The organism is Candidatus Krumholzibacteriota bacterium (assembly GCA_016932415.1).
Lineage (GTDB): Bacteria > Krumholzibacteriota > Krumholzibacteriia > Krumholzibacteriales > Krumholzibacteriaceae > Krumholzibacterium.
Genome location: JAFGCX010000020.1, coordinates 291,273 through 312,569, shown reverse-complemented (window position 1 = coordinate 312,569; position 21,297 = coordinate 291,273). Strand labels below are relative to the sequence as shown.

17 protein-coding genes are annotated in these 21,297 nt (G+C 45.9%); 3 read left to right on the top strand and 14 right to left on the bottom strand.

The annotated features are described in order from the left end of the window. Positions 1–14: 14 nt before the first annotated feature. The 11 genes from JW814_08535 to JW814_08485 form a co-directional block, all read right to left on the bottom strand. Positions 15–1,118, bottom strand: coding sequence for a glycosyltransferase (locus tag JW814_08535; GenBank protein MBN2071489.1), 1,104 nt, complete (start codon positions 1,116–1,118; stop codon positions 15–17). Positions 1,119–1,129: 11 nt separating this feature from the next. Continuing rightward, complete coding sequence (locus JW814_08530; protein MBN2071488.1) at positions 1,130–2,563, bottom strand: hypothetical protein; 1,434 nt, start codon at positions 2,561–2,563, stop codon at positions 1,130–1,132. Between the two features lie 2 nt (positions 2,564–2,565). Then, positions 2,566–3,525 (bottom strand): NAD-dependent epimerase/dehydratase family protein, encoded by a 960-nt coding sequence (locus JW814_08525; GenBank protein ID MBN2071487.1) that lies wholly within the window; start codon positions 3,523–3,525, stop codon positions 2,566–2,568. Next, a complete protein-coding gene (locus JW814_08520; protein ID MBN2071486.1) occupies positions 3,522–4,607 on the bottom strand; it encodes a radical SAM protein in 1,086 nt (361 codons plus the stop codon). The genes JW814_08525 and JW814_08520 overlap by 4 nt, the downstream gene beginning before the upstream one ends. Further along, positions 4,607–6,073: a cobalamin-dependent protein gene (locus JW814_08515; GenBank protein MBN2071485.1), complete on the bottom strand. Its 1,467-nt coding sequence runs from the start codon at positions 6,071–6,073 to the stop codon at positions 4,607–4,609. The genes JW814_08520 and JW814_08515 overlap by 1 nt, the downstream gene beginning before the upstream one ends. A 73-nt stretch (positions 6,074–6,146) precedes the next feature. Next, entirely contained in the window at positions 6,147–7,184 is a 1,038-nt protein-coding gene (locus JW814_08510) for a glycosyltransferase (GenBank protein MBN2071484.1), read from the bottom strand. A 94-nt stretch (positions 7,185–7,278) separates the two neighbouring features. Continuing rightward, entirely contained in the window at positions 7,279–8,355 is a 1,077-nt protein-coding gene (locus tag JW814_08505) for a radical SAM protein (protein ID MBN2071483.1), read from the bottom strand. Next, positions 8,355–9,719, bottom strand: a complete 1,365-nt coding sequence (locus JW814_08500) for a phenylacetate--CoA ligase family protein (protein MBN2071482.1) — start codon at positions 9,717–9,719, stop codon at positions 8,355–8,357. Before JW814_08500 ends, JW814_08505 begins: the two co-directional genes overlap by 1 nt. Before the next feature lie 5 nt (positions 9,720–9,724). Then, a complete protein-coding gene (locus tag JW814_08495) occupies positions 9,725–11,512 on the bottom strand; it encodes a radical SAM protein (GenBank protein MBN2071481.1) in 1,788 nt (595 codons plus the stop codon). Positions 11,513–11,525: 13 nt separating this feature from the next. Then, positions 11,526–12,344, bottom strand: a complete 819-nt coding sequence (locus JW814_08490) for a hypothetical protein (protein MBN2071480.1) — start codon at positions 12,342–12,344, stop codon at positions 11,526–11,528. Further along, positions 12,314–13,300, bottom strand: a complete 987-nt coding sequence (locus tag JW814_08485) for an NAD-dependent epimerase/dehydratase family protein (GenBank protein ID MBN2071479.1) — start codon at positions 13,298–13,300, stop codon at positions 12,314–12,316. The genes JW814_08490 and JW814_08485 overlap by 31 nt, the downstream gene beginning before the upstream one ends. 684 nt (positions 13,301–13,984) lie before the next feature. Between JW814_08485 and JW814_08480 the strand changes: the two genes are divergently transcribed. From JW814_08480 to JW814_08470, 3 genes are read left to right on the top strand one after another with little or no spacing between them, the layout of a single operon-like run. Then, the gene (locus JW814_08480; GenBank protein ID MBN2071478.1) at positions 13,985–15,091 is read left to right on the top strand and encodes a Coenzyme F420 hydrogenase/dehydrogenase, beta subunit C-terminal domain; all 1,107 of its coding nucleotides are present in this window, start codon (positions 13,985–13,987) and stop codon (positions 15,089–15,091) included. 26 nt (positions 15,092–15,117) lie between these two features. After that, positions 15,118–16,695, top strand: a complete 1,578-nt coding sequence (locus tag JW814_08475) for an oligosaccharide flippase family protein (GenBank protein MBN2071477.1) — start codon at positions 15,118–15,120, stop codon at positions 16,693–16,695. 5 nt (positions 16,696–16,700) lie between these two features. Further along, entirely contained in the window at positions 16,701–17,840 is a 1,140-nt protein-coding gene (locus JW814_08470; protein MBN2071476.1) for a polysaccharide pyruvyl transferase family protein, read from the top strand. A gap of 444 nt (positions 17,841–18,284) precedes the next feature. Here the strand turns inward: JW814_08470 and JW814_08465 are convergent, their stop codons facing one another. From JW814_08465 to JW814_08455, 3 genes are all read right to left on the bottom strand, one after another. Further along, positions 18,285–18,986, bottom strand: coding sequence for a DUF4230 domain-containing protein (locus JW814_08465; GenBank protein ID MBN2071475.1), 702 nt, complete (start codon positions 18,984–18,986; stop codon positions 18,285–18,287). A gap of 151 nt (positions 18,987–19,137) precedes the next feature. Further along, the gene (locus JW814_08460; GenBank protein ID MBN2071474.1) at positions 19,138–19,737 is read right to left on the bottom strand and encodes a hypothetical protein; all 600 of its coding nucleotides are present in this window, start codon (positions 19,735–19,737) and stop codon (positions 19,138–19,140) included. Between the two features lie 166 nt (positions 19,738–19,903). After that, on the bottom strand, positions 19,904–21,241 hold the full coding sequence (locus tag JW814_08455) for a hypothetical protein (GenBank protein ID MBN2071473.1): 1,338 nt from the start codon (positions 21,239–21,241) through the stop codon (positions 19,904–19,906). Between the last annotated feature and the right edge of the window lie 56 nt (positions 21,242–21,297).

Sequence of the window (21,297 nt, the reverse complement as noted above, 5' to 3'; positions counted from 1 at the left end):
TTGATTTAGCCATGTTATTCCTTCCGCATTTTGGAATATATTGTGTCTAACTGCTTTGCCATTTGCTCGAATGTATGGTTTGAAGCATATTGGCCGGCGGCCGAGGAGAGTTGATCTTTTATGCGTTCGTTCCCTGTTATTTCTTGTATGGCGGCAGCAACTGTCTCGGGATTCCGGTCTTTTACTAGTCGAAGGCATGGACTCTCATCAACGATGGCTCTGGTCATATATGTTGATATGGAAACGATCGGCCTCCGGTACGCGATGGCGAAACTCAGTGAGCCGCTGCCGTCCGCCTGGTCATAGAGGGCCAGAACGACATCAGACGCCATCAAAGCTTTTTCTACATCATTATCATCAAGGTATCCAGTTACTGAAATACGGCCCTCCAGCGCCAGATTTCGGGCTTCTGTATCTTTCGGGGACCAGCAGTCCGAAGCCATATTACTGTAAGATTCGCCGGCGATAAGAAGGTGGTAATCCTGTCCCAGAAATTTCATTGCCTTTACGGCAAGATCATAATTTTTACGCGAATAGGTAAAACCGAATATTGTGAGTACTATCTTGTTTTCAAGTCCAAACTGTTTCTTGCATTCCTCGGACGATATTTGGCTGTCGCGATTGAGTGGTATGGGGTGGGGGATGACGTCAATTTTATCAAGGATCTCTCTCGATCTGGTTATTTCATTCAATGGAACATGCGAGATGATCCTTTTCACGCTCCTTGCCAGCCGTTTAAGGCAAATCAGCGAGGTTCCGCGGCGGAGTAACCTTCCCGGGAAAGAAGAAAGCAAGTTCCATCGTGGAGAAAGGTAACGTTCGTGCAATGTCAGGATCACCGGAATTTTCGCGGTATTGACGAATTGTTCGAATCCATTTTTACCAAGAGTAAGAAAATTGCCGAAAACAGGGTATGCGTGCTGCACATGGCATATATCAGAATGGCCGCATTTCATCGCTTTGCTTTTTAAATAATCCAAACCTCTTTCAGAACATTTTTTTGGGTCGATCCCGATCATCTCTACTTCGTGGGATATGGATAAAGCCGACGCAAGGAAATTCGAATAATCTATTATCCCGCTTTTCTCTGTTTCCGGTATAACCATTGCGATTTTCACGACAGATCCTTTTATCTACCCTGTCTACCGAGGGCGTGAATATTAGAAACAAGGGTTACAAACTCGCTGAAAGATTCCCTGGTATCTGATAATTTGAAAAGTGACGTTTTCAACGTTTCAAGGCATGATTCAGGTTTAAGTGCGTAATTATTGATATAATAATCGCTCCATTTCAAAAAGTCACTCCTGTGATAAGCACCGTTTCTGGATGACAGCAATTCCAAGAGATACCTGTCAAGTTCGATTACGTGGAGTAAATATTCGAATTGTTTGCCTTTTTCCCGGGATATTACCACTATCGGGAGCAGGGAATCGATTTGGGGCTCATTTCTTGCCCATGTAGTCATTTCCATCTGGGTTTCCGCGTCTTTCATACGCTGGATTCTGCGGCTCAATATTCCTTCCGGATCAGAAGCTACCGAGCATCCGTATGTTTCATTCGGGGGAGGAAAATGAAGCCTGTTAGGGATAAATATCGTTTCAATTCCAAGTTTTGATCCAAAGAATATCTCCGAGAGTTCAACAACGCTCTGCAGCATTACAACGTCGACTCCCTTGAGTTTAACATTGATGAAACCGTCATTTAAAAGGCGACCCCCGCCAAGATTATTTATAAAGATATTTTGCTGTTCCTCAGTAAGAACATCATCATGGAACATGCAAACGATATCGATATCTTTTGTAAACCGGTCAGCGAAGCCACGGCCGGCTGAACCGTACACGAGAGCAGCTGCGAAGTCACGTTGTTTCTGGCAAGCCCTGATAACAGGATCAATAATAGTACGCCAGTGTTTCGCAATATTCAGATTGTTGGGAACTCTATTGATTGCCGGCCACAATTTCAACGCATCACCGGAAAGATTATTCGGTAATTCGATCGAATAATATTCCATTATACGGTCTCGCAATACGCTGCATGCTTTCAATCCAAAATATATGTAGGTGGTGATTGACTGAGCGGAGAAACCACGCTTCCAGAGCTCGATTGGTTCTTTGAATTCCGATGAAAGAGAAGCAATCCATGCGTCCGGGTCTTCCGGAAATATAAAACGTCCCTGGAGGATCGCCGTTATCCATAGTGTTCCCTGCAGGCATCTTATGAGCGTCCATAATACGAATAAACTGTTCCCCCCGCGGTCGAAGTTCTGAATCGCTGACCACATGAACAAATCTATTTCCCGCCACAAAATGGTCACAAAACGCTTGTGAACTTCATAAACATCAAATGTTGATTCAGTATCATTAAAATCATGTTTTGTGATCTTACGTCTGAAATCATGTTCAATTTGAGAACTGGCAATATAATATGCCCCCCTCATACCGGTCTGAAGGATTCCTGGCCAGGGGGGATCAAGGTTTTCATTACCGAGTAATTGTGAAATAGCGGTCTCTATTGCCGGTGAAGGAATATCCTTGTCAATACTAAACGCGCGTTCTTTGTTCAAATCTAAAATATTCTCCTGTGTATATTTCCGGTACGAAACCATTGCGTCGTATTCTTCAATCCATCCATGAATTCGACTGATGGATTGTAGTCCAGAAGCTTCATGGCTTTTGTCAAATCTGGAATTCGTTTCATGGTTTTGTCCCATTTCCTCAATGGTGAAAATTCGATATTTCCTTCATTATCACACAGTTTATTGATAGAGCTGGCAAGATCGATGATCTTCATTTCATTATGGGCGCCAATATTGATAACCTGGTTAAAAGCGTCGTCAGATCGCCATGCCGCGAGAGTTCCGTTGACTATGTCATCCACGTAGCAGAAGCTTCGACTTTCATTGCCCGTCCCGAATACAGTGAGAGCTTTTTTGTTCAGAGCCAGATAAATGAAATTCGGTATGACATTGCGGTAGATGCCGGGAAACTCACCAGGTCCATAAGAATTGAAATATCTTAGAACCGTGGAACACAGACCGAAAGAGTTCGAATAATACCTGATATACTCTTCCGCCAGATACTTGTTCAAGGCATAAGGGGTTTCAAAGTGAAGAGTAGAATTTTCTTTCAACAATCCCATGGAGGGTTTATACACGCTTGCGGTAGACGCGAACAGAAATCGCCTGACATTGTTCGCCTTTGCGTGATTGAGGAGCTTTATTGTCCCCAGCAGGCTGGTTTTAAGATCGATCTCTGGATATTCTATCGACATTTGATTCGCGAAACAGCTCGCAAGGTGGAAGACCGAATCGATATTCTTTTGGAAAATCATCCGCAGAAGTTCCTCGTCATTGATGTCATTTTTATAAAAATCGATAAGAGATGATTCGTCGATATTTTCAATATGTCCGCCTGAAAGGTCGTCGACAACTGATACGTGATGACCTTCAGATACGAGTCTCCTTACCAGACGTGATCCGATTGACCCGGCTCCGCCGGTGACCAGTACATGTCTTGATCTGTTCATAATGGTGCCTTTACAAACAAATTATTAAACTTGCCAAGCATAAGATTAGTCATTGGAATATATCGCGAGGAAGTGCATTGGAACCAGCAGACGCACGGACGTCCGGAGTGGGTGATATTATTACGAAAATCTCGCATTTCCTTCCATATATCAATAAGTGGAGTCATTCGCGTGTTCCCGGCGTGACATCGCCCAGCGGGGCATGTCACATCACCATTAGAGCGCACGGACAGGTCCCAGCTTCCCCAGAAACAGATGAAACGTTTTGCCGCGGATGCAGGTTCTGTCAAGAACTCAGGTATATACCTGTAATATTCGGTATTCGGAAGGTGTTTTTTTCTTATCGTCTCCCAATCTTTGAAAATATGATTTTTATCGAAACCAGGCAGGGGTCCTCTTCCAACCGATGTTCCTCTATCGTCACAGTAATTCAATGGCTGAAGATCGACCTGTATTCCAATTGAGTGAAAATATGTCAGAACATGATCCAGATCATTGATGTTTTCCCGCCTGAGCACGGTAGAAATCCTTACGCGGATTCCGGCTTTCCGCAATTGTTCACATTTCCTGATAAATCCTTGAACATTTAATGGTCCAGGCCTGATTCGCGAATGCAGTTCCGGATCTAGTGTATCAATCGACAGGATCACTCCGTCGAATAAAGTGGAAATCAGTTTAATACTCTTTTCTTCAATAAGGGAACCGTTTGTATTTACTGTCAGCATGAAGCCAATATCGCGGGCTCTTCGAGCTATTTCAAACAGATCGGGACGCATAAAAGGTTCACCGCCAGAAAAATTCAGATGCCTCGCGCCAAGTTTCCACGCGTCTTCAATTACGGCAAAGATTTCTTCAGTAGATAGTTCCTCGCCTTTTTTCTCCATGAAATGGGAGGAACAGTCTTTGCAGTTGAAATTGCATTTATTGGTGATTTCAAGATCCAGGAAATATGGTTTGGGAATTATCCTGTATTTCAGGATATGTGCAAATACCAGAATAGTAAAATTGGGAAAATAGGAAATTCGCTCCAAAAACCAGAGCAGGCTGTTTTGTTTTGTTCGTACATTGCCCTGATGGTCCATCAATATTCCTTATCCCAATCAAGATTTCCCGAAATTTTTTGTTTGAATAACTCGAAACCGAGAACGCCGTATTTCTTTAAATCGCTGAAAGAATGTATATCCTTAATTGCTTTCCCCATCTTGCTCCAAAGGGAATAATCCTCGTAAGCGGACAGTTCGACGAGTACCTTGGAGAAATCGAACCAGCTCAGCTTATCAACGAAAATCGGAACATCGCCATGTACAGCACTCAGAGTCTGGTATCCCCGGAACCTTTCATCGGCCCATGAAAAATCGGGTGGAAGAAGGCCATTCTCGATCGCCATTTTATAAATCTTCGTTCCTGGATACGGGTGCATGGTTGTCCACGCAACAACGGCGTTTTTGCGACCATATTTGCGAATCAATAGCATTGTCTTTTCGAGGTCCTCAACTGTTTCGGAAGGATGACTGATTATAAAATCCATCATTTTAAGAATCTCTAATTGGTCACACCATTGCAGCACTTTTTCGTTCTGTTCCAGCGTCGTGCCCTTGGCGATTACTTCGTCGAGGATCCGCTGAGAACCCGATTCCAACCCGAAAATCACTTCGCGACAGCCGGATTTCTTCATCTTTTCCAGCAGGGAAAATGTTATACCGTCCGTACGGCAGTAACAGATCCATTCCAGATTCATGCGGGCATGAATCAACCTGTCGCAAATTTCCTCAACCCGGTCCATATCAGCTGTGAAATTATTGTCGACAAACCAAATCACTCTCTTTCCATAGCTGTTATACAATAATTCGATCTCTTTCATGACATTTCCCGGGGTGCGAGCCTTCCATTTACCCCAGACTCGCACTGAAGAACAAAAAGAACAGTTACCCGGACATCCACGGCTACTGACTATAAATCCCAAGGGTACCTTTTGCCTGGGGGAAATTCTTTCCATGAAATTATTGTGATAATATAGTTCACGAGCGGGGAAAGGCAGATCGTCTAGGTTTAATCTTTCTCTTCTGTCAGTCATCACGGTTTCGCCTTTTTCCAGGTATGCGATACCGCTCACGTCACTGAGAGTTCTTTTACCCTGTCGTACCTGCGCCAACTCCACTATGGTCTGTTCGCCTTCACCAATCACGATTACATCAAGTTCTTCAATATGTTCGAGTGTATCCTGAACAGCTAGTGAAGGGTGCGGGCCTCCCGCCACTATCATGCAATCGGGAAACATATTCCGGGCAATTTTAATCACCTTGAAAGCGGGGAAACGATTCTTTGTGATAAACGAAATCCCCACGATATCGGGATTGTGTTTTTTCATTTCAGCTTCCAGCCGTTTCCAGCTATAGTTTGCAAGAGCTCCGTCAAGGATGACGACTTCATGTCCATATTTTTGCAGGTTTGCGGCAAGGTAACCGAGGCCGTGGGGGGGGCCCAGTCCCTGATCACGTTTCTTTGTGTCTATGTACGCGTATGGAGGATTGATAAGCAGTATGTTCATGTTGGATCTTCTTTGCAAGTTAAGTACGGTACGCTCGGCGAAATTTATAGTTATTCAGCCAATAATTATATTATCACTCTAATGATGCTCCCTGGCTGTTCGACTCTGATTTTGTCCTGTTAAAGAACTTTTCATGAAGGATGCCGAACTTGAAAGCGGATTCCATTGCAATCTGGTATGGCCATTGCCAGAGAAACCTGCCTGGCCCCGCTCTCATGGAGATCCTTGCAGGACCAAGGCTCCATTCCAATAAAAACAGTAACGATGATTTCAAATCAACAGGTACAGTGATATGTTTACATCCGTGGTTATGGTGAATCATGGCGAGACATCTTCCATAAAGGCTGTAGGTCCGCCACAACATCATCCAACCCCGCCTGTACTGGTGCCTTACGAACATATCAGGTTCGAATACGATATCCAGGTCTTTTTGTTTTACTCGAGTTCCGAGGCTCTGATCGGACAGGGTGGGAAGAGAGATATCAAATACCGGTTCTATGTCAGAGACAATGGCTCTTCGCAGAGACATGTTTTTCGTGTCAACAGCTTCAGGTCCAAGCGAAACATTTACGGAACGGTCTAATTTACCGTCAATATTCTCGATGCTCCAGCGACTGCGATATCCCGGCCTGCTGTCCCAGGTAGCTATATCGAAACGGTGCTGCATTGCGATCCCGAACTTGTTGGAGGGATCGTCATTAATCGATCGTCCCTGTACTATTGCCGCTTCCGGTTTATCCATATGAGTTCTACGAATCATATGGCACCAGTTTTCGCCCGCGAGACAATCATCATCAGTGAAAGCGACCAGCGCTGATTTTGCGTTTCCATATCCGGTCTGTCTCGCCAGGCCTTCACCGGGAGTTGGAAGAAACACTTCCCGGATTTGCAATCTTACTGAAAAGGAACGGATGACTTCTGAAGTATCATCAGTCGAGCCATTATTGACTATGTAAACCATGTTTGGTCCGCAATTCTGGCGCGCGAGCGTTTCCAGGCAGTTCCCCAGCCTGCGGGCCCGATTCCGCGTGGGTATGACGACATCCAGGGATATTTTTGCGCAATCAGGGCACATGCGAGGTGATTCAACAGAATGACCTGATGAACTCATCGATTATCTCCATCTGGAAAATCACATTTGAATCTGACATATCCCGGTTTATTGAATCTCAACATATTTATCTCTGCTCCATCAATCAGGACGGTTAAAAGTTTAAATGTCCGTACATGTTAAAGTATTTCCTTATTTTATCAACCATTGGGATAGAATAATTCATATTCATCAACGCGCAGCCTGCTTTACAGCCACGGATCCCATTTCTCAATCTTGTGCTCGTCTCTCCATTCCATATTTCACGGGGGTGAGCATCCATGACATTACCCAGCGGTCCGGCAGGTTTGAAAACGCATAAATAGGCATTTCCGTCGCACTCGATAATAAGGGAGGAATCAGAGGCGACGCAGGCTTTTTTGCATTTCCGTGGATCTGAAAAATAGTCTTTAATGAGATACAGTTGTTCAAGAGGATTTACAATTCTGCGCCCGGCTTTCTTATGTTCTGCCAATTTATCCATGCATTCAAAAACCTTCTGATTATCAGAGGGCCAGTGTGGATTCTCCATAAACCACTTGTTTCCCAGCCGGTTGTTTCCGAAATTTTGATATACCGGTTGAAATAACACGCCTTCCAGATCAAGTTCCTCGGTGACAGCAAGGATGTCTTGTAAATTATCAAGATTCTCAGCCATGATTGTGCATAAGACCCGAACCTGTATCAATCCTCCCCTGGCATTCCGCAATGATTTCAATGCTTCAATCACTCTTTCCGGGATGTCTCCTTTACCATGCAACAGATTTGAAACGTCCCTGTCCGTGGTCATGAGGGAGATATTAGCCTCACGAAGGCCGCAATCAGCCAGTGTTTCAGCCATGGAATCATTGATTAGAATACCATTTGAATTAATTTCACAACAGCAGTCTTTATCCGACGCGAAACGAATCAACTCGGTTAAATCCTCTCGCGTCATAGGTTCACCGCCGGTAAAAACCAGGTGAAGAGGTCCGAGCCATTCATGCAGCTGATCGATCACGCGTATCCAGGAATCTGTCGACAAAAGGGGCCAATCGCGTTTCCATAAATTGCAGAAAGTGCAGTTTAGATTGCATCGATCCGTCAGGACCATCGTCAAACGTGAAGGTCTTGTTCCGGGAATATTAAAAACTCTGCTCAGAGACTCCATGATATGGTTGCGAAATTGATTTGCAGCGAAATTAAGGTTCATTATTTATTCCTTGAAGATATCTCTTTGTCTTTCGTGATTCCCCTGGACAAGTCGGACACCACGGATTGAAGCTTTCCTCCCGGGCTTCGTGGAATCACTTCGACCACATTAATGTTCATCACAAATGATGCATTGTTCAGTATTTTCGAAATGATATTCCTTGCTTTATTTTCACATGCTGACATATCGAAGGCAATGCCGGGGATTAACTGCAGATCGAAAGTGTCCACATCCCTCTGTACCAGTTTCAACTGTTTAACGCCCGGAACGCTGCAAAGAGCGGTATCAAAAGCCGTAGGACTGACGAGCGTCCCGTCCCTCGTCACGATATAATCATTTGATCGACCTTCGATTTTCCGCAGCAGTGGAAGAGATCTTCCACATTGACACCGCGTCTCACCCTTGACAAGAATATCACCAAGCCGGTAACGAATCAGGGGCATCCCTTTGTTGACGAGCCCGGTGACCACAATTTCTCCTTTTTCACCTGGATCTGCAGGCCGGCCATCTCGGACTATTTCCATGATTACACTGTCTATATCTTCATGTAAGCCACTTTTATGTTCACATTCCCATGCCATTCGATTGAATTCCATTGTCCCATAATGATCAAACACCGGGCATTGAAAAGCTTTCTCGATCTCAAGCCTGGCCGTTTCGGTCAGGATTTCCGCCGTACAAATAATCCTGCGAAAATTGAATCCCGATGATTTGCCGCATCCGATGCGAACCAGAGCCATTAGATTTGTGGGATATGAATACAGATCACAGAGCGGCAAACCGGCGAGAATATGTGCTTGTTTCTCCACCGGAAGGGAAAGAGGGACATATGTTTTTCTCATAAGGCCGACTCGGGCAAACCACCGTTTGGCCGGGACTGCGTAGGGAGTGCTTACCGCGAGTAATTCTCTGATTCCATGACCGGTAGCGAACAGACTTCTCGCATAGATGGCCTCCAATTCATCCCAGGAACCCGGATCGATCAATATGATAAGCCGTTTACCTGTTGAACCGGATGTCCGGCGAAAAATGAGCCCGTGATGGTAAATATCTTGAGGATGTTCACCTGTCGCCAGAGCTTTCTCTATTTCCCTGACGTAATTTTGCAGCCGGAAAGTGATAAAGCTCTCTGTCATTTCCTGAACATCGATTTTTTCGACTATGGGAAGATGGACTAGGTCATCGAGGCAGCGTATGTCATCCGGGTGTATTCCCGCCTGATCGTAAGCAGTACGATAGTAATGACACTGGCTGTAAGCGTGATCCAGCATCATCTTCAATCGTCGGAAACGAAATTTGTCCAGCTGTTCCCGCGGCCAGTATTGCCTGTTCATGGCTCCATGCAGACGGTATGCCTTTTGCAATCTGATTATTTGACCTCCTCACCGGATTCACAAATTTTGCTTGTAAAATACCTGTCATGTAGCTGGAAAATCCTCGCAAATGAGGAATATCTTTCTTCTCTTTTTGTCGTTAACTTCTTGATGATAAAGATCTGTTGTCCAAGGAATGATTTTCTGTCGTATTCATACTTCAATAGAAAGCGGTATAAGGCAAACGGTAAGAACCTCATGATGGTTCCAGGGTAATTTCTGCGGGTGACATATTGATAGACAACGCGTTGAAGTTGTTTCAGCCTTGCGTCAATAAGGTCTTGTATTTTGGGCCAGGAATCACCTTCTGATGTAATGTAAGAAAATATGGATCTTTTCCGCACAACGGCCGTGGGATCGCAACGAAGGGAACGGAGCGAAAATCGCTCGGCATTCATGTGCAATCCTGATCCCAAATCGAGCATCAAAGCGGTAGCTCCTGCTTCCTGGATGTAACGGCTGTTTCTGACTATAAAATCCAGGGTCTCTTTTAAATCGCTATCCCGCTCTCCGGGAAATCCCACAATAAAAGAAGCAAAAGTTGCTATGCCATACCTGGAACAAGTTCTCAGCACTCGTTCCGAGTCCTCAGCCTTGATTCGCTTGTTCATCCGTCTCAGGACCGGATTGCTGCCTGACTCAATTCCAAGGAAAACGAAGCAACAACCGGCCAGGGCCATCTCCCGTATAACCTCGTCATCAAGACCGCTGATACGCGTGAAGGCACCCCATTGTAATCCTAACTCTTTGATATTATAGCATAATTTCAATAAATAATCACTTGTGCAGTTGATTGAAGAATCGGAAAAGAAAAAACGCCGGGCGCCTGTTAAAGCCTTGATCTCAGCCAGATCTGATGCGATTTTGTTTATCGATTTTAACTCATGTTTCTGTGTAAGGGGGTGTGTGCAAAATGCGCATGAATTGGAACAACCTCTTTGAGTCTGGTAGGGTAGAATAAGTTCCATCGATCCCGATATTCTCTGCTTGTACTGTTCAAGGTCACAGAGATCGAAACTTGGAGTCGGAAGATCGGAGACTGGTAGTTCCCCGGAGTGTATCGCCTTGATACAATTCAGATCACGCTTGAGCAGGTTTGATGGAGCGTGCCTTAGAAGGGTTTTTTGTATATCGAGAGTTCTTTTTGCCAGATCTTCCTGTTTTGCCGATGATATCCTGAAGTCATCCAAACCCAGGGGAAATTCGAGAGCTTCGAGAGTTATCTCGCTTCCGGTCGTATCGTTGCCGCTCAGAATCATTCTGTACAATGACAACAGCGATAATTCACCTGAACCGGTTACAACGTAATCAATGGCTTTCTCGGAATAGAAATAAAAATGTCCCATTAATGTCATGAATTGGCCGCCAAATACGATTTTAACCTTCGGGTAAAAGAGTTTTAACGCGCGGGCCAGCACAACAGCAGTGGCATATTGAGAAAAGGTAAGAATGCTGAAGCCGACAATGTCATTCTCGCCGGGATTTATTTGTTCCAGTAAACGCTGAACCTCTTTTCGTATCTTTGATGGAGGTTGGATGGTGATATAATACTGTACCAGTCTCTCCGTGGGAATGTTATCGGGTTGAATGATGCAGTCTTTTCCGCGGCGACAGAAGTTTGCCAAATCGACAATTCGAACCCGCACTCCCATGGAAGTCAGGTATGTTCCCAGGGATATTATTCCCAGGGGGGGCATCGACATGATGCTGGAATTTGAGATGGGAGGATGAACCAGGATGATTAATGGATCGCATGAGGGTTTATCAGTTTCTGTAATTTTCATTTCATCAGGACTTTCAATAAATGGTAAGCGCGATTATATGAGCCTTCCGGCGTTTTAATGCATCTGGAACGAGTTCCTCCAGTGTTGCCCAGAGTTGAAGCGCCGAAGAGATTGCGCGCTCTGCGATTGATACTTTACTCCCTGGTTTTAACGGCCGATATCTCGATCGATTTCCGGATGACGCGGGCGGGCAGTCTATCCATCTCATACTGTATTTTCGTGACGCTGCGACCGCTTTAACGGTCCTTGACAAATCATTTCTGTCAACACCGAGCAATCCGCTTGTCGTCGGGTGATCTGGATTGTCTCCATTCGGTACCGTCAGTAATACTTGTTTTTCAGTCCGGACCATGGATTCCAGGTATCCAGCGCGTTCTTCTGCAGGGATTGTTTGAAATACCTCTTTCGAATAAATTAAATCCACATCGTTTGTCGATTCTGACAGCATGGAATCTAACCGTGACCAATGAAGATTGTGGACATCGACCGTTTTGTGGGCAGTTGAAAAGACTCCATGATCGCACATCTTCGCATACACTTCCTTGAATGTTTTTATTCTGGATGTATCCCAATCCAGGATTGTCACTGAGGCGTCGCACCAATCTGCCAATAAGAGAATATCAGCCGCGATTCCGTACCTTTCCGGCAATCCATCGACAACTATATGCCTGGGACGAAGGATGTGCCCTGAAAATGCCCGGCGAAAACGTTCTACGACAAGGTATTCATAAGCGCTTCCAAACCCCTCTCCCTCGAAAAGCGCCGCCTGAAGATAATCTTGAAACATCGGTCCCCGCCACATTATGCCAGCAACCCCTCTCGCCGATACCATGCCACCGTCTCTGATATCCCATCTCGCAAACCAATGGGGGAGTACCCAAATCTTTTGGTCGCTTTGGATGAAGAAAAAGACCTGTTTGTGGACAGGAATCTGACCTGTGAATTCGTAAGCAACGGTTCTTTACCGGATAGTTTGCCCGAAATTTCAAAAAGAAAACTTGAAGACCGTGCCAGAAGCAGGGGAATGCCTGGAGTTCTCAGTTTGATATCCATTATTTCCGCGATAATTCGCAGAAATTCCTTCCATTCCAGATGTCTTTGTCCACAAATGAGATATGTACCGGAGATTGCCGGATCGTTCAGGATTTTCACGGTTGCCTGTACGACATCCTGAATATAAGTTGGATGGAGCCGGAATTTTCCATTATTCATCACGGGGAAAACACCTGACGCCACTCTTCGAAAAAATCCAAGAAGGTGCATATCTCTGGGTCCATAGACAAACTCCGGCCTGATGATGACCGTTCGAATAAACGATCCGGCAATCTCTGACACAACCTCCTCGGCGGCGACTTTGCTTTCTTCATAATGATTGGATGGAGATAACCGGTCTTCCTCGGTGAAAACATTTCCCCCCGTGGGGCCGTAGACACCAGCACTGCTTAAATGAAGCACACGCTTTACTCCACAGAAAACGGATGCTTGCATAACCTTCCGCGTCAGTTCAACATTTGCTTGATAAAGCAGATCCGTGTTTATTCCCCATCCACCTAACTGGCCGCAACAATGGCAGACTACATCCACGCCTTCAAGGGCAACGCAAATCTTACCTGGTTCGCTGTAATCTGTATAACGGACCTGGCATGACCCTTCGGGAAGAAGATCTGTTCCGGATCGGTTCCTGACCAGGCAAATAACCTCGTAACCGGCTTTTTTAAGGCCGGTTACGATGGAACTCCCAATAAATCCATTCGCACCTGTTACCCCAACCAGCAATTTAATTTTCACTTTCTACTTATCCAAGTATATCCGGCTATTATTATTCGCGCGACCGTTTTACCCCGTATCCCGTATCAATCGGGTATGAGTTCCAAAAGCAGCACGAATACATCCTGTTCGAACCCCATCTCAGGTAACACTAATAAAAATGGTAACATATAAACGAGAGACTGTCAATTTCCTCTCCCGCGTTATTCATGGCTGTGGGTAGTCACTTCATTTCCGGGCAGAATAAACCATTTGACCTTGCTATTTTAGAGAGTTACAATAGGTTATGGAAATAAAAATTTAATGTAGAATCAACCGGTCTATGGAATCAATTCCCCTTTTTGCCGCACGTGAAGAATGAAAAAGCAACGGGATGAAAAGGCATTTTGTTTGTCAAGCTCCCATAAGCTCACTAAGTATAACAATGTAAATAATCTGGTCGTTGAGAGAAACCTGTGTGTTGGCTGTGGGACATGCGCGGGTCTTTGCCCGAATGAATGCCTGGAAATGCGGTTCAATTCATTGAAGGAATACGTTCCGGTTTGCCTCGGGGATTGTGTCGAGTGCGGGCTATGTCTCGATGTTTGCCCTTTTTATAATAATAAGGAAAATGAGGATACGATATCCGCGCGGGAATTTAAAAAAATACCTGATATAAATCATACTGAAGAAACGGGTTATTATCTTAAATGCTATGTTGGAGCTGTGACATCTGAATCAAGGAGATGGTCTCGCTCTTCAGGCGGGATCGCGAGTTGGGTACTATCCGGATTACTTAAAACGAGACGGGTGGACCGGGTGGTATGCGTTGTTCAGGATGACGATCCCACGAGAAGATTTCGATTCCGCGTGATTGAAGATCCGGAGGATTTGTGGAATGCGTCAACCTCGTGTTATCAACAGGTTGAATTTTCTGAGTTGCTTCGAAATATATTATATGATGAGGATCAGGTTCGCTATGCGATTATCGCTCTTCCGTGTGTGCTGAAATCTCTCCGGCTGACGATGCTTAAAGTTCCGGAATTGTCCGAACGCGTGGTATTCCTTGCCGGATTAACCTGTGGACAGCTTAAAAGCCGCCTGTTTACGGACTACCTGGTCAGGGCATCGGGAATTGATGAAAACCAGGCATGTGACGTTTCGTTCCGGGAGAAGATAATAAAGCCGGATGGCATGTTCCATTTTACATTTTCATGTAAATCACGTTCCAGCAGAAAAGGGAAGATATTATTACACCATTTTCGTGATTATCACTATGCCTGGGATATGGGATATTTCAAGATCAATGCCTGCAATTATTGTGATGATCTATTCGCTGAAGTAGCTGATGTAGTATTCATGGATGCCTGGTTACCTGAATATACCTGCGAAGAGGCCGGAACCAACATCGTGTTAGTCCGTAACGATGCAATCAATGAAATATTGCGTAACGGTATCGAAAACGGCGAGGTGAATCTGGATAATATCCCGGTGAGCAAGGTGATAAGCAGCCAATCTGGAGGGTTGTCCAACAAGGGAAAGGAACTGGCAGCGAGGTTGACTTTCGCGGATAACAAGGGCTGGGAGATACCGATCAAACGTGTAATCCCTTCCCGACGAATAACGATTGTTAAAAAGTTCAATATTCTTTTCTCAATATATATAATGAACAGAAGCAAACAGGCAATGGTTGAGCAGATACAATCACAACCGGGCCTCAAGGTATTTTACTATCGCATGATCGGAGTCCAGTTCATGGATCGATGCTTGTTGATAATGTCGAAATTATTAAGGATCTTTTTTAGGACAAGGGGACGTGAAAAATCTGTCTGATTTCGTTTTTGTAAAGGCGAGGATTCTTGAAGGATTCAACACGGATCACGATTAATGCCGGCACAACCTGGGTCGCGACGATTATTCAGGGCGCGATTGGTGTGTTTTTAATGGCCTTACTGTTGAATGATTTCGGGCAGGATGGTTATGGACTGTTAACGCTGGCCGGTGTTATCGTTGGATTGACCATGATCCTGGACATGGGGTTGCGCGGTGCTCTGGAGCGTCATCTGGCTGAAAAAATCGCCTCTCATGATACTCAGAGTTTTAATGAACTGGCAGCCACGGCAAAAGTGATATGGTTATTTATAGGCGTGGTGCTGGGATCGGGATGCATAATATTTGCTCCATTGATCGCCCGGGTGTTCAATGTTTCACAAAATTATATGGATCAGGCGATCTTTCTCATACGCTATTACGCTTGCGGTTCGATAATCCTGTCATGCCTGCTTCCGGTATATGTTGCTGCCATAACCAGCCACAACAGGTTTGACATAGTCAACTATGTGGTGTCAGGCGCGTCTGTTTTTCGCGCCGCAGGAATTGTCGCTGCGCTTAAATTGACGGATACGGGATTTATAGGATGGTCCGTCGCGATGTTGTTGGCTCAACTGGCAACCTTGCTGGTTATGCGTAGACTGGCATACCGTATTCAGCACACGTTGCGTCTTAACATGCTGCTCTTCAACCGCAGAGCCATGTCAAAGCTGCTAAGCCTAGGAAAAAGCCTTTTTACCCTGCAGTTGATCAACATATTCAGCGTAAAGGCCGATCCGATAATATTGAGTATATTTATGGGACCGGGGGCCATTGCTTTATACAATCCTGCCATTGTGTTGACCGGAGCCTTTCGTCCCTTTGTAACCACGATCTCGACGCAATTGACTCCCATCGCGACGATGCGCCACGTAACCGGGGAAAAAGAACAACTTCTTTCAATTCTTGTACGGGGAACGCGCGTTACCTTCCTACTGCAGATCATTGTGACGGTAATACTTGGTGTTTTTGCCAAACCTTTAATCGGAATCTGGCTGGAACAGAGTCTGAAAGAAAAATACGTTATCACCGCGTCGGTGTTAAGCTGCATGGCAATAATAGATCTCGCGAATTACTCGGGCGGAGCGATATGGGGCGTGCTTCTCGGGATGAATCGCATAAAAGGACTTGTTCAAATAGATGGCATCTTTGCCGCGGTAAATTTTATTGCTTCCGTGATCCTGGTGGGTTTCACCCGGTTTGGTATTCTCGGTGTAGTGGTTCCGACGGTTGTCCTTTCAGTTATGCGCCGGCCACTCATTATCTACTACAGTTCCAGAATATGCGGCATTAAAGTACAATTATTTCTGAAGGGTGCTTATCTTCAACCTGTAATTGTATTAATTATTACCGGTTGTATCGCGATCGCGTTACGCATGCTGGAAAATAACATATCACTTTTTATGCTGGTTGTTCATATCGTCGTGGTATCGCTTGCGTGGGCGATATTATCCTGGAAGGTGGGATTGGAACAGATAGATCGGGATAGGATAAGGGCAGTATTCAGATTATCCAATCGATTGATTGTTCATTCGGACAGCGATGAGGCAACGATGTTCGACAGATAGAAATCATGAAAATTGCTATTATTACACATCACGCCGTATGTAACTTTGGGGCTCAACTGCAAGTGTTATCCACGTATAGTTATCTTCACAAGCTTGGTCATGACGTGATCATCCTTGACTACAGGTGCCTGAAAATCCAGGCCAGGTATCTTGCTACAGTCAATCCCGAGTTCCTGAACCAGCACGAAGAATTCTGCAGGAAATTTATTCCTTTGTCAGTTCGCTGCCATTCATCGGAAGAATTGATCGAATGTTGCCAGAAACTGGATCCCGACCTGATAATCACCGGGAGTGACGCAGTATTCCGGCTTCTGCCTTCAGGCGAGCCGGAGGGGCATTTCCCCAATCCATTCTGGCTTACATGGGTAAAAAAGAGTAACGGTCTTTCCTGCGCGAAAGCAAGTCTTGCAGCTTCTGCTCACGGCGCAAACTACTATAGATTACCAGTCAACACTCTTAAAGGTATTCGGGCGGCCCTCGTTGAAATGAATTTTGTCAGTGTCCGTGATCGTTGGAGTCAGTTGATGGTTTCATCGGTCACTATAGGGAAAATCCGGCCAGCACGATGTCCGGATCCCCTGTTCATGTTAAACGATTGTTTCACGATCCCGGATGAATATATGAATGAGCCAGCGAATAATAAAAAACAATATCTTCTTTTGATGCCCAATAAAGGTTTTTTGACAAATGATTGGGTTCTGGATTTTAAAAGCATAGCACATAGTCATGGTCTCAAGGTGTTCAGCCTGCCTTGGCCGACATTTGAAACAAATTTGTGCGTCGATTACAGGATCCATCTGCCGATATCGCCACTTGGCTGGTATGCGTGGATACAAAATGCCGCAGGGTATATCGGTTCACTATTCCATCCACTCGTAGCAGCGATTTCAAATGAAGTTCCGTTCGTCAGTCTGGACATGTATTACGATCCCATAATTAGTATTCGGAGCAAGGTCTTGGATATGTGCGCAACAGCAGGCGCTCAGTCACTTGTTATTGGGGGTCCACGCGTTCCGCGACTTTCACCGGCCAGAGCATTCGAATTACTTCATTCTCCCCAACAGCGCAATGCCAATAGATATGCCAGTTGTGCCAGGGAACAATTCACCGAAATTATTGCTAAACTATTTGCTGAGATATATTGATTTTAGCGTGTTAACTCAAATGTGCAATTCAAATCGATACACATGGTTCAAAAAAACATTTCCAATATTGGTTTATAACGACAGATATTGTAAAATGCGCCATATTGGTGAGGAAAGATGGCTGTTAAAACGCGATCCGATCACATTATTGGAGACTAGTATATTTTACGCGCGCTGGAAATAACTGATATGGAATTAATTGCGCATATTCTTATTGCGCGTGTTTTTTTATTTTTCTGTGACTTATCCGACTGGATAAGGAGGCCATCATGAAAGCAGTATTTTGTCCACTTGTAATATTATTTCTTATATAGATTGGCAATGTGACACCTTCAGATGCCTGTCACGTCAGAGCGTGTACGTCGTCGCTGGTATCCGCGACCGGTATCGCCGATGCGCAAGTGGGAAATGCTTCAGTTCGCCGGGGAGCAGAGAGGGAGCGTTCTACCCCTCGCCCGAGTTAAGCAGGGCCGCTTCCACTTTGGAACGGATCAGGTCGGCGTGCGTGAAATCGAAGGTCACTTCTTCCGCGCCGAAATTCCTCGCGAGAGCTTCAAGGGTCTTTCGGGTCGAGTTCTGGACCTCGGACCTCATCTTCTGGACGAGGAGTCCGGCCATCTGCGCGGCCTGCAGTTTTGCTTCTTCTTTGAGGCGGTTTTTGTCTTCCTCCGTGGAACCCGTACCGAAAGCTTTAGTCAGCAGGCCTGGGAGAAGCCATGGAAGGAGTTTGGCGCTCTGCTCGTCGTAGAAACTGATGTCCCTGATATGTACTTCGTAGAGGCATTTAGGCATCTTGAGTAGATAATGTCCGGTCTTCTTTTCCTCGATTACAAATTCAGGGTCTCGCAGGTCGTATCTGAAATCGATCTCGAACTCGAAGACCATCGCCATTTTCTTGGCGGAGATCAGCCACTGGAAATATTTCTTGCCTGCTTCACCGAACCAGTGTTCCGCCGTAGTGACGATCTCCTTTGTGATGATCTTGAAGACGACAAGCTCACCGACGGAGCGAAGATGGTCGATAGAGGCAAAAACCTTGACCGATGGGCCTGAGTGCCCCAGTCTTTTTTTCAGGATCCGGAAGGCGATCCAGATCGCAACGGCGAGGGAAAAACCGAAAACACCCGATACCAGTACAGTCGTCATAGTTATCTTTCCTTTTTTGCGAGGATCTTTCAGCGATCCTCAGTGATACTCATTGTAACACCATTGAAGGTCGAATGGCCAACTGGTAATTCGGTGGGGAAGACGAAAATGCTGGAAATCGGAGGGAATAGACTGAAAGTGGCACCTTGTTCTAAAAAAAAGCCGCCGCGATCGAGATCGCGCCTCCGGAAAATAATGGTATTGTGATGTTGTCATCTGCCGGCAAAGGCATGATCTCAATAAACGCGCCTGCAAGTGCTCCCGCGAACGCCATCTTTACTGAGGGGAGTACGATTGTAAGTACGATCAGGCAGATTACAAAATTCGCGAGGGCGCCTTCGACCGATTTTTTCTTTATCCTTATCCTGCCGAATTTTGTTCCGATGATGATGGCGACCGGATCGCCCAGCGCGAGGCATACAATTGCCCCGAGCACGGCCTCCCTTAGATAAATAAGTGAACAGATCAGTAATGAAATAGTGTAATATAAAGAAGTGTTAACCCCATTTGCTTCCTTGTCCGAGGCCAAAAACCCGAAATACTTCCAGAAAAACCTCTTTCCCTTTTCGGTCTTGAATCTCAATATCTCGATAAGGAAAATCACAGCCGACGATAGTGAGAGAAACCAGATATCCGGCCTGAATCCATTCTTTGAGAAGTAGACCAGGATAAATACTATTATCCCGACACAAAAATGCCATAGGATGCGAAAAAAGTTCAATGGACGTTTATGATCGATTCGTTGTCCCATTGATAATTACCTGATAGACAAAAAATAACCTCGCCATCTTCTACTATGAAAGCAGGGTGCCGTGAATCTGTTACCGTCATTTTAAATGCCGGTTTTCCTCTTTACACGAAAAATACATTGAAAAGCATTTTTGTGTCAACAGTCGGAACAGTTTAGTATCGCCATTTCAGAAGATGTCAGGTCCTTTTTCGATCCTTTCCAGATCGGGGAGTGTTCTTGCCGGCATATCTTCCTTCACGCGAAAATCGAGGCCGGAGGAGAGAGCCAGGGAAAATCCGTTATGGATAGTCGGAAGGACGGAACCGGAAGATGCCCACGCGAGGTCAAAGTAGAACGGCCCTATCCTGAACCCGGCGCCGATGGCGAAAGACCTGCGGTCTGTTCCGCCGAGCGAGAATCCGGCTCTCAGCGGCAGAAATGAAAAATGCCGGAATTCGGTGCCGATCGACAGGCGCGGAGTCGTCGAGAAGCCCGCAACTTCGGCGAGGGTGAATTGCGCGTCGGCGGCGAAAAGAAAATCTCCCTTCTCATGCGCCGCGCCGAGGTTGATCTGTGGAGCGAGAGCCGATCTGAATGAGCCTATCTCTCTCTCGATCTCTTCGGAGACTACGGTCGAATCCTCATCTGAATTATCGAGCGAAAGGGAAGTGACATCGAAGCGGTATTCGGTGACGCTCGTTTCCCTGTTCCAGTCGATGAAAGAGAGGAGATTAAGAAATCCCGCCGAGAAAATCCAGTCATCACGGTACTTCGAAGCGATACCGAGATCCAGCCCCGCGCCCTTTCCTCCGGCGGCGCTCCTTATGAATACCGATCCATCGGCGTCGATACCGTCGGTACCGGTCAGAGCCGATCCTTCAGCCTTGCTTATATCGTACCAGGCTATCCCGTGGATATATTTCAAATTCGCTCCAGCGGTGATAAGCCAGTCGCTGAATTGAGCGACCTTCATCCCGTAAGCGAAGTTCAGATCTACATGCGCCAGAGCCTCGGCATCGGCGTCGTCGATCGATACTGTCTTTCCAATGGCGTTCCCGAAGAAGGCCAGGTCGACAAGATCCTTTGAGACGCTTCCGCCGCCTGCCGCGTGAGCGACCGTTGAAAAGACGAACGGGCCGGCTGAGAGCGATAGTGTGGAAAGGGACGCGTTCCCCCTGAATTGAAGTCCATCGCGGGGGATAAGCGAGAGTATGTCGTACCTGTCTCTTTCGGAAAGGTACTCTCCGTTATACCTGTTATAGTCGGAGAGAGAGAAGGAGTTGTTGCTGAGGATCGATGATGCGTCAAAGATCTGCAGCTGCAGGAACGAGTCGTCAGGGAAACCGAGATTGGCCGGGTTGAAACGGATGGCAGAATATCCTCCGGCAACAGCCGTATAGCTTTCCGCCATAGCCCTGCTCGCAGCGTCCGATGATACCGCTGACTTCGCCGCCCCGGCGGGAAACAGGCTGATGACCAGAGCGATCGATAATACGATCGGGTTTATTCCCAAATGCCGATTCATGCTGCCCTTTCACGCCGCTTTTTGCTGTCGACGCACGGTCACCGCGCGTCGATGCT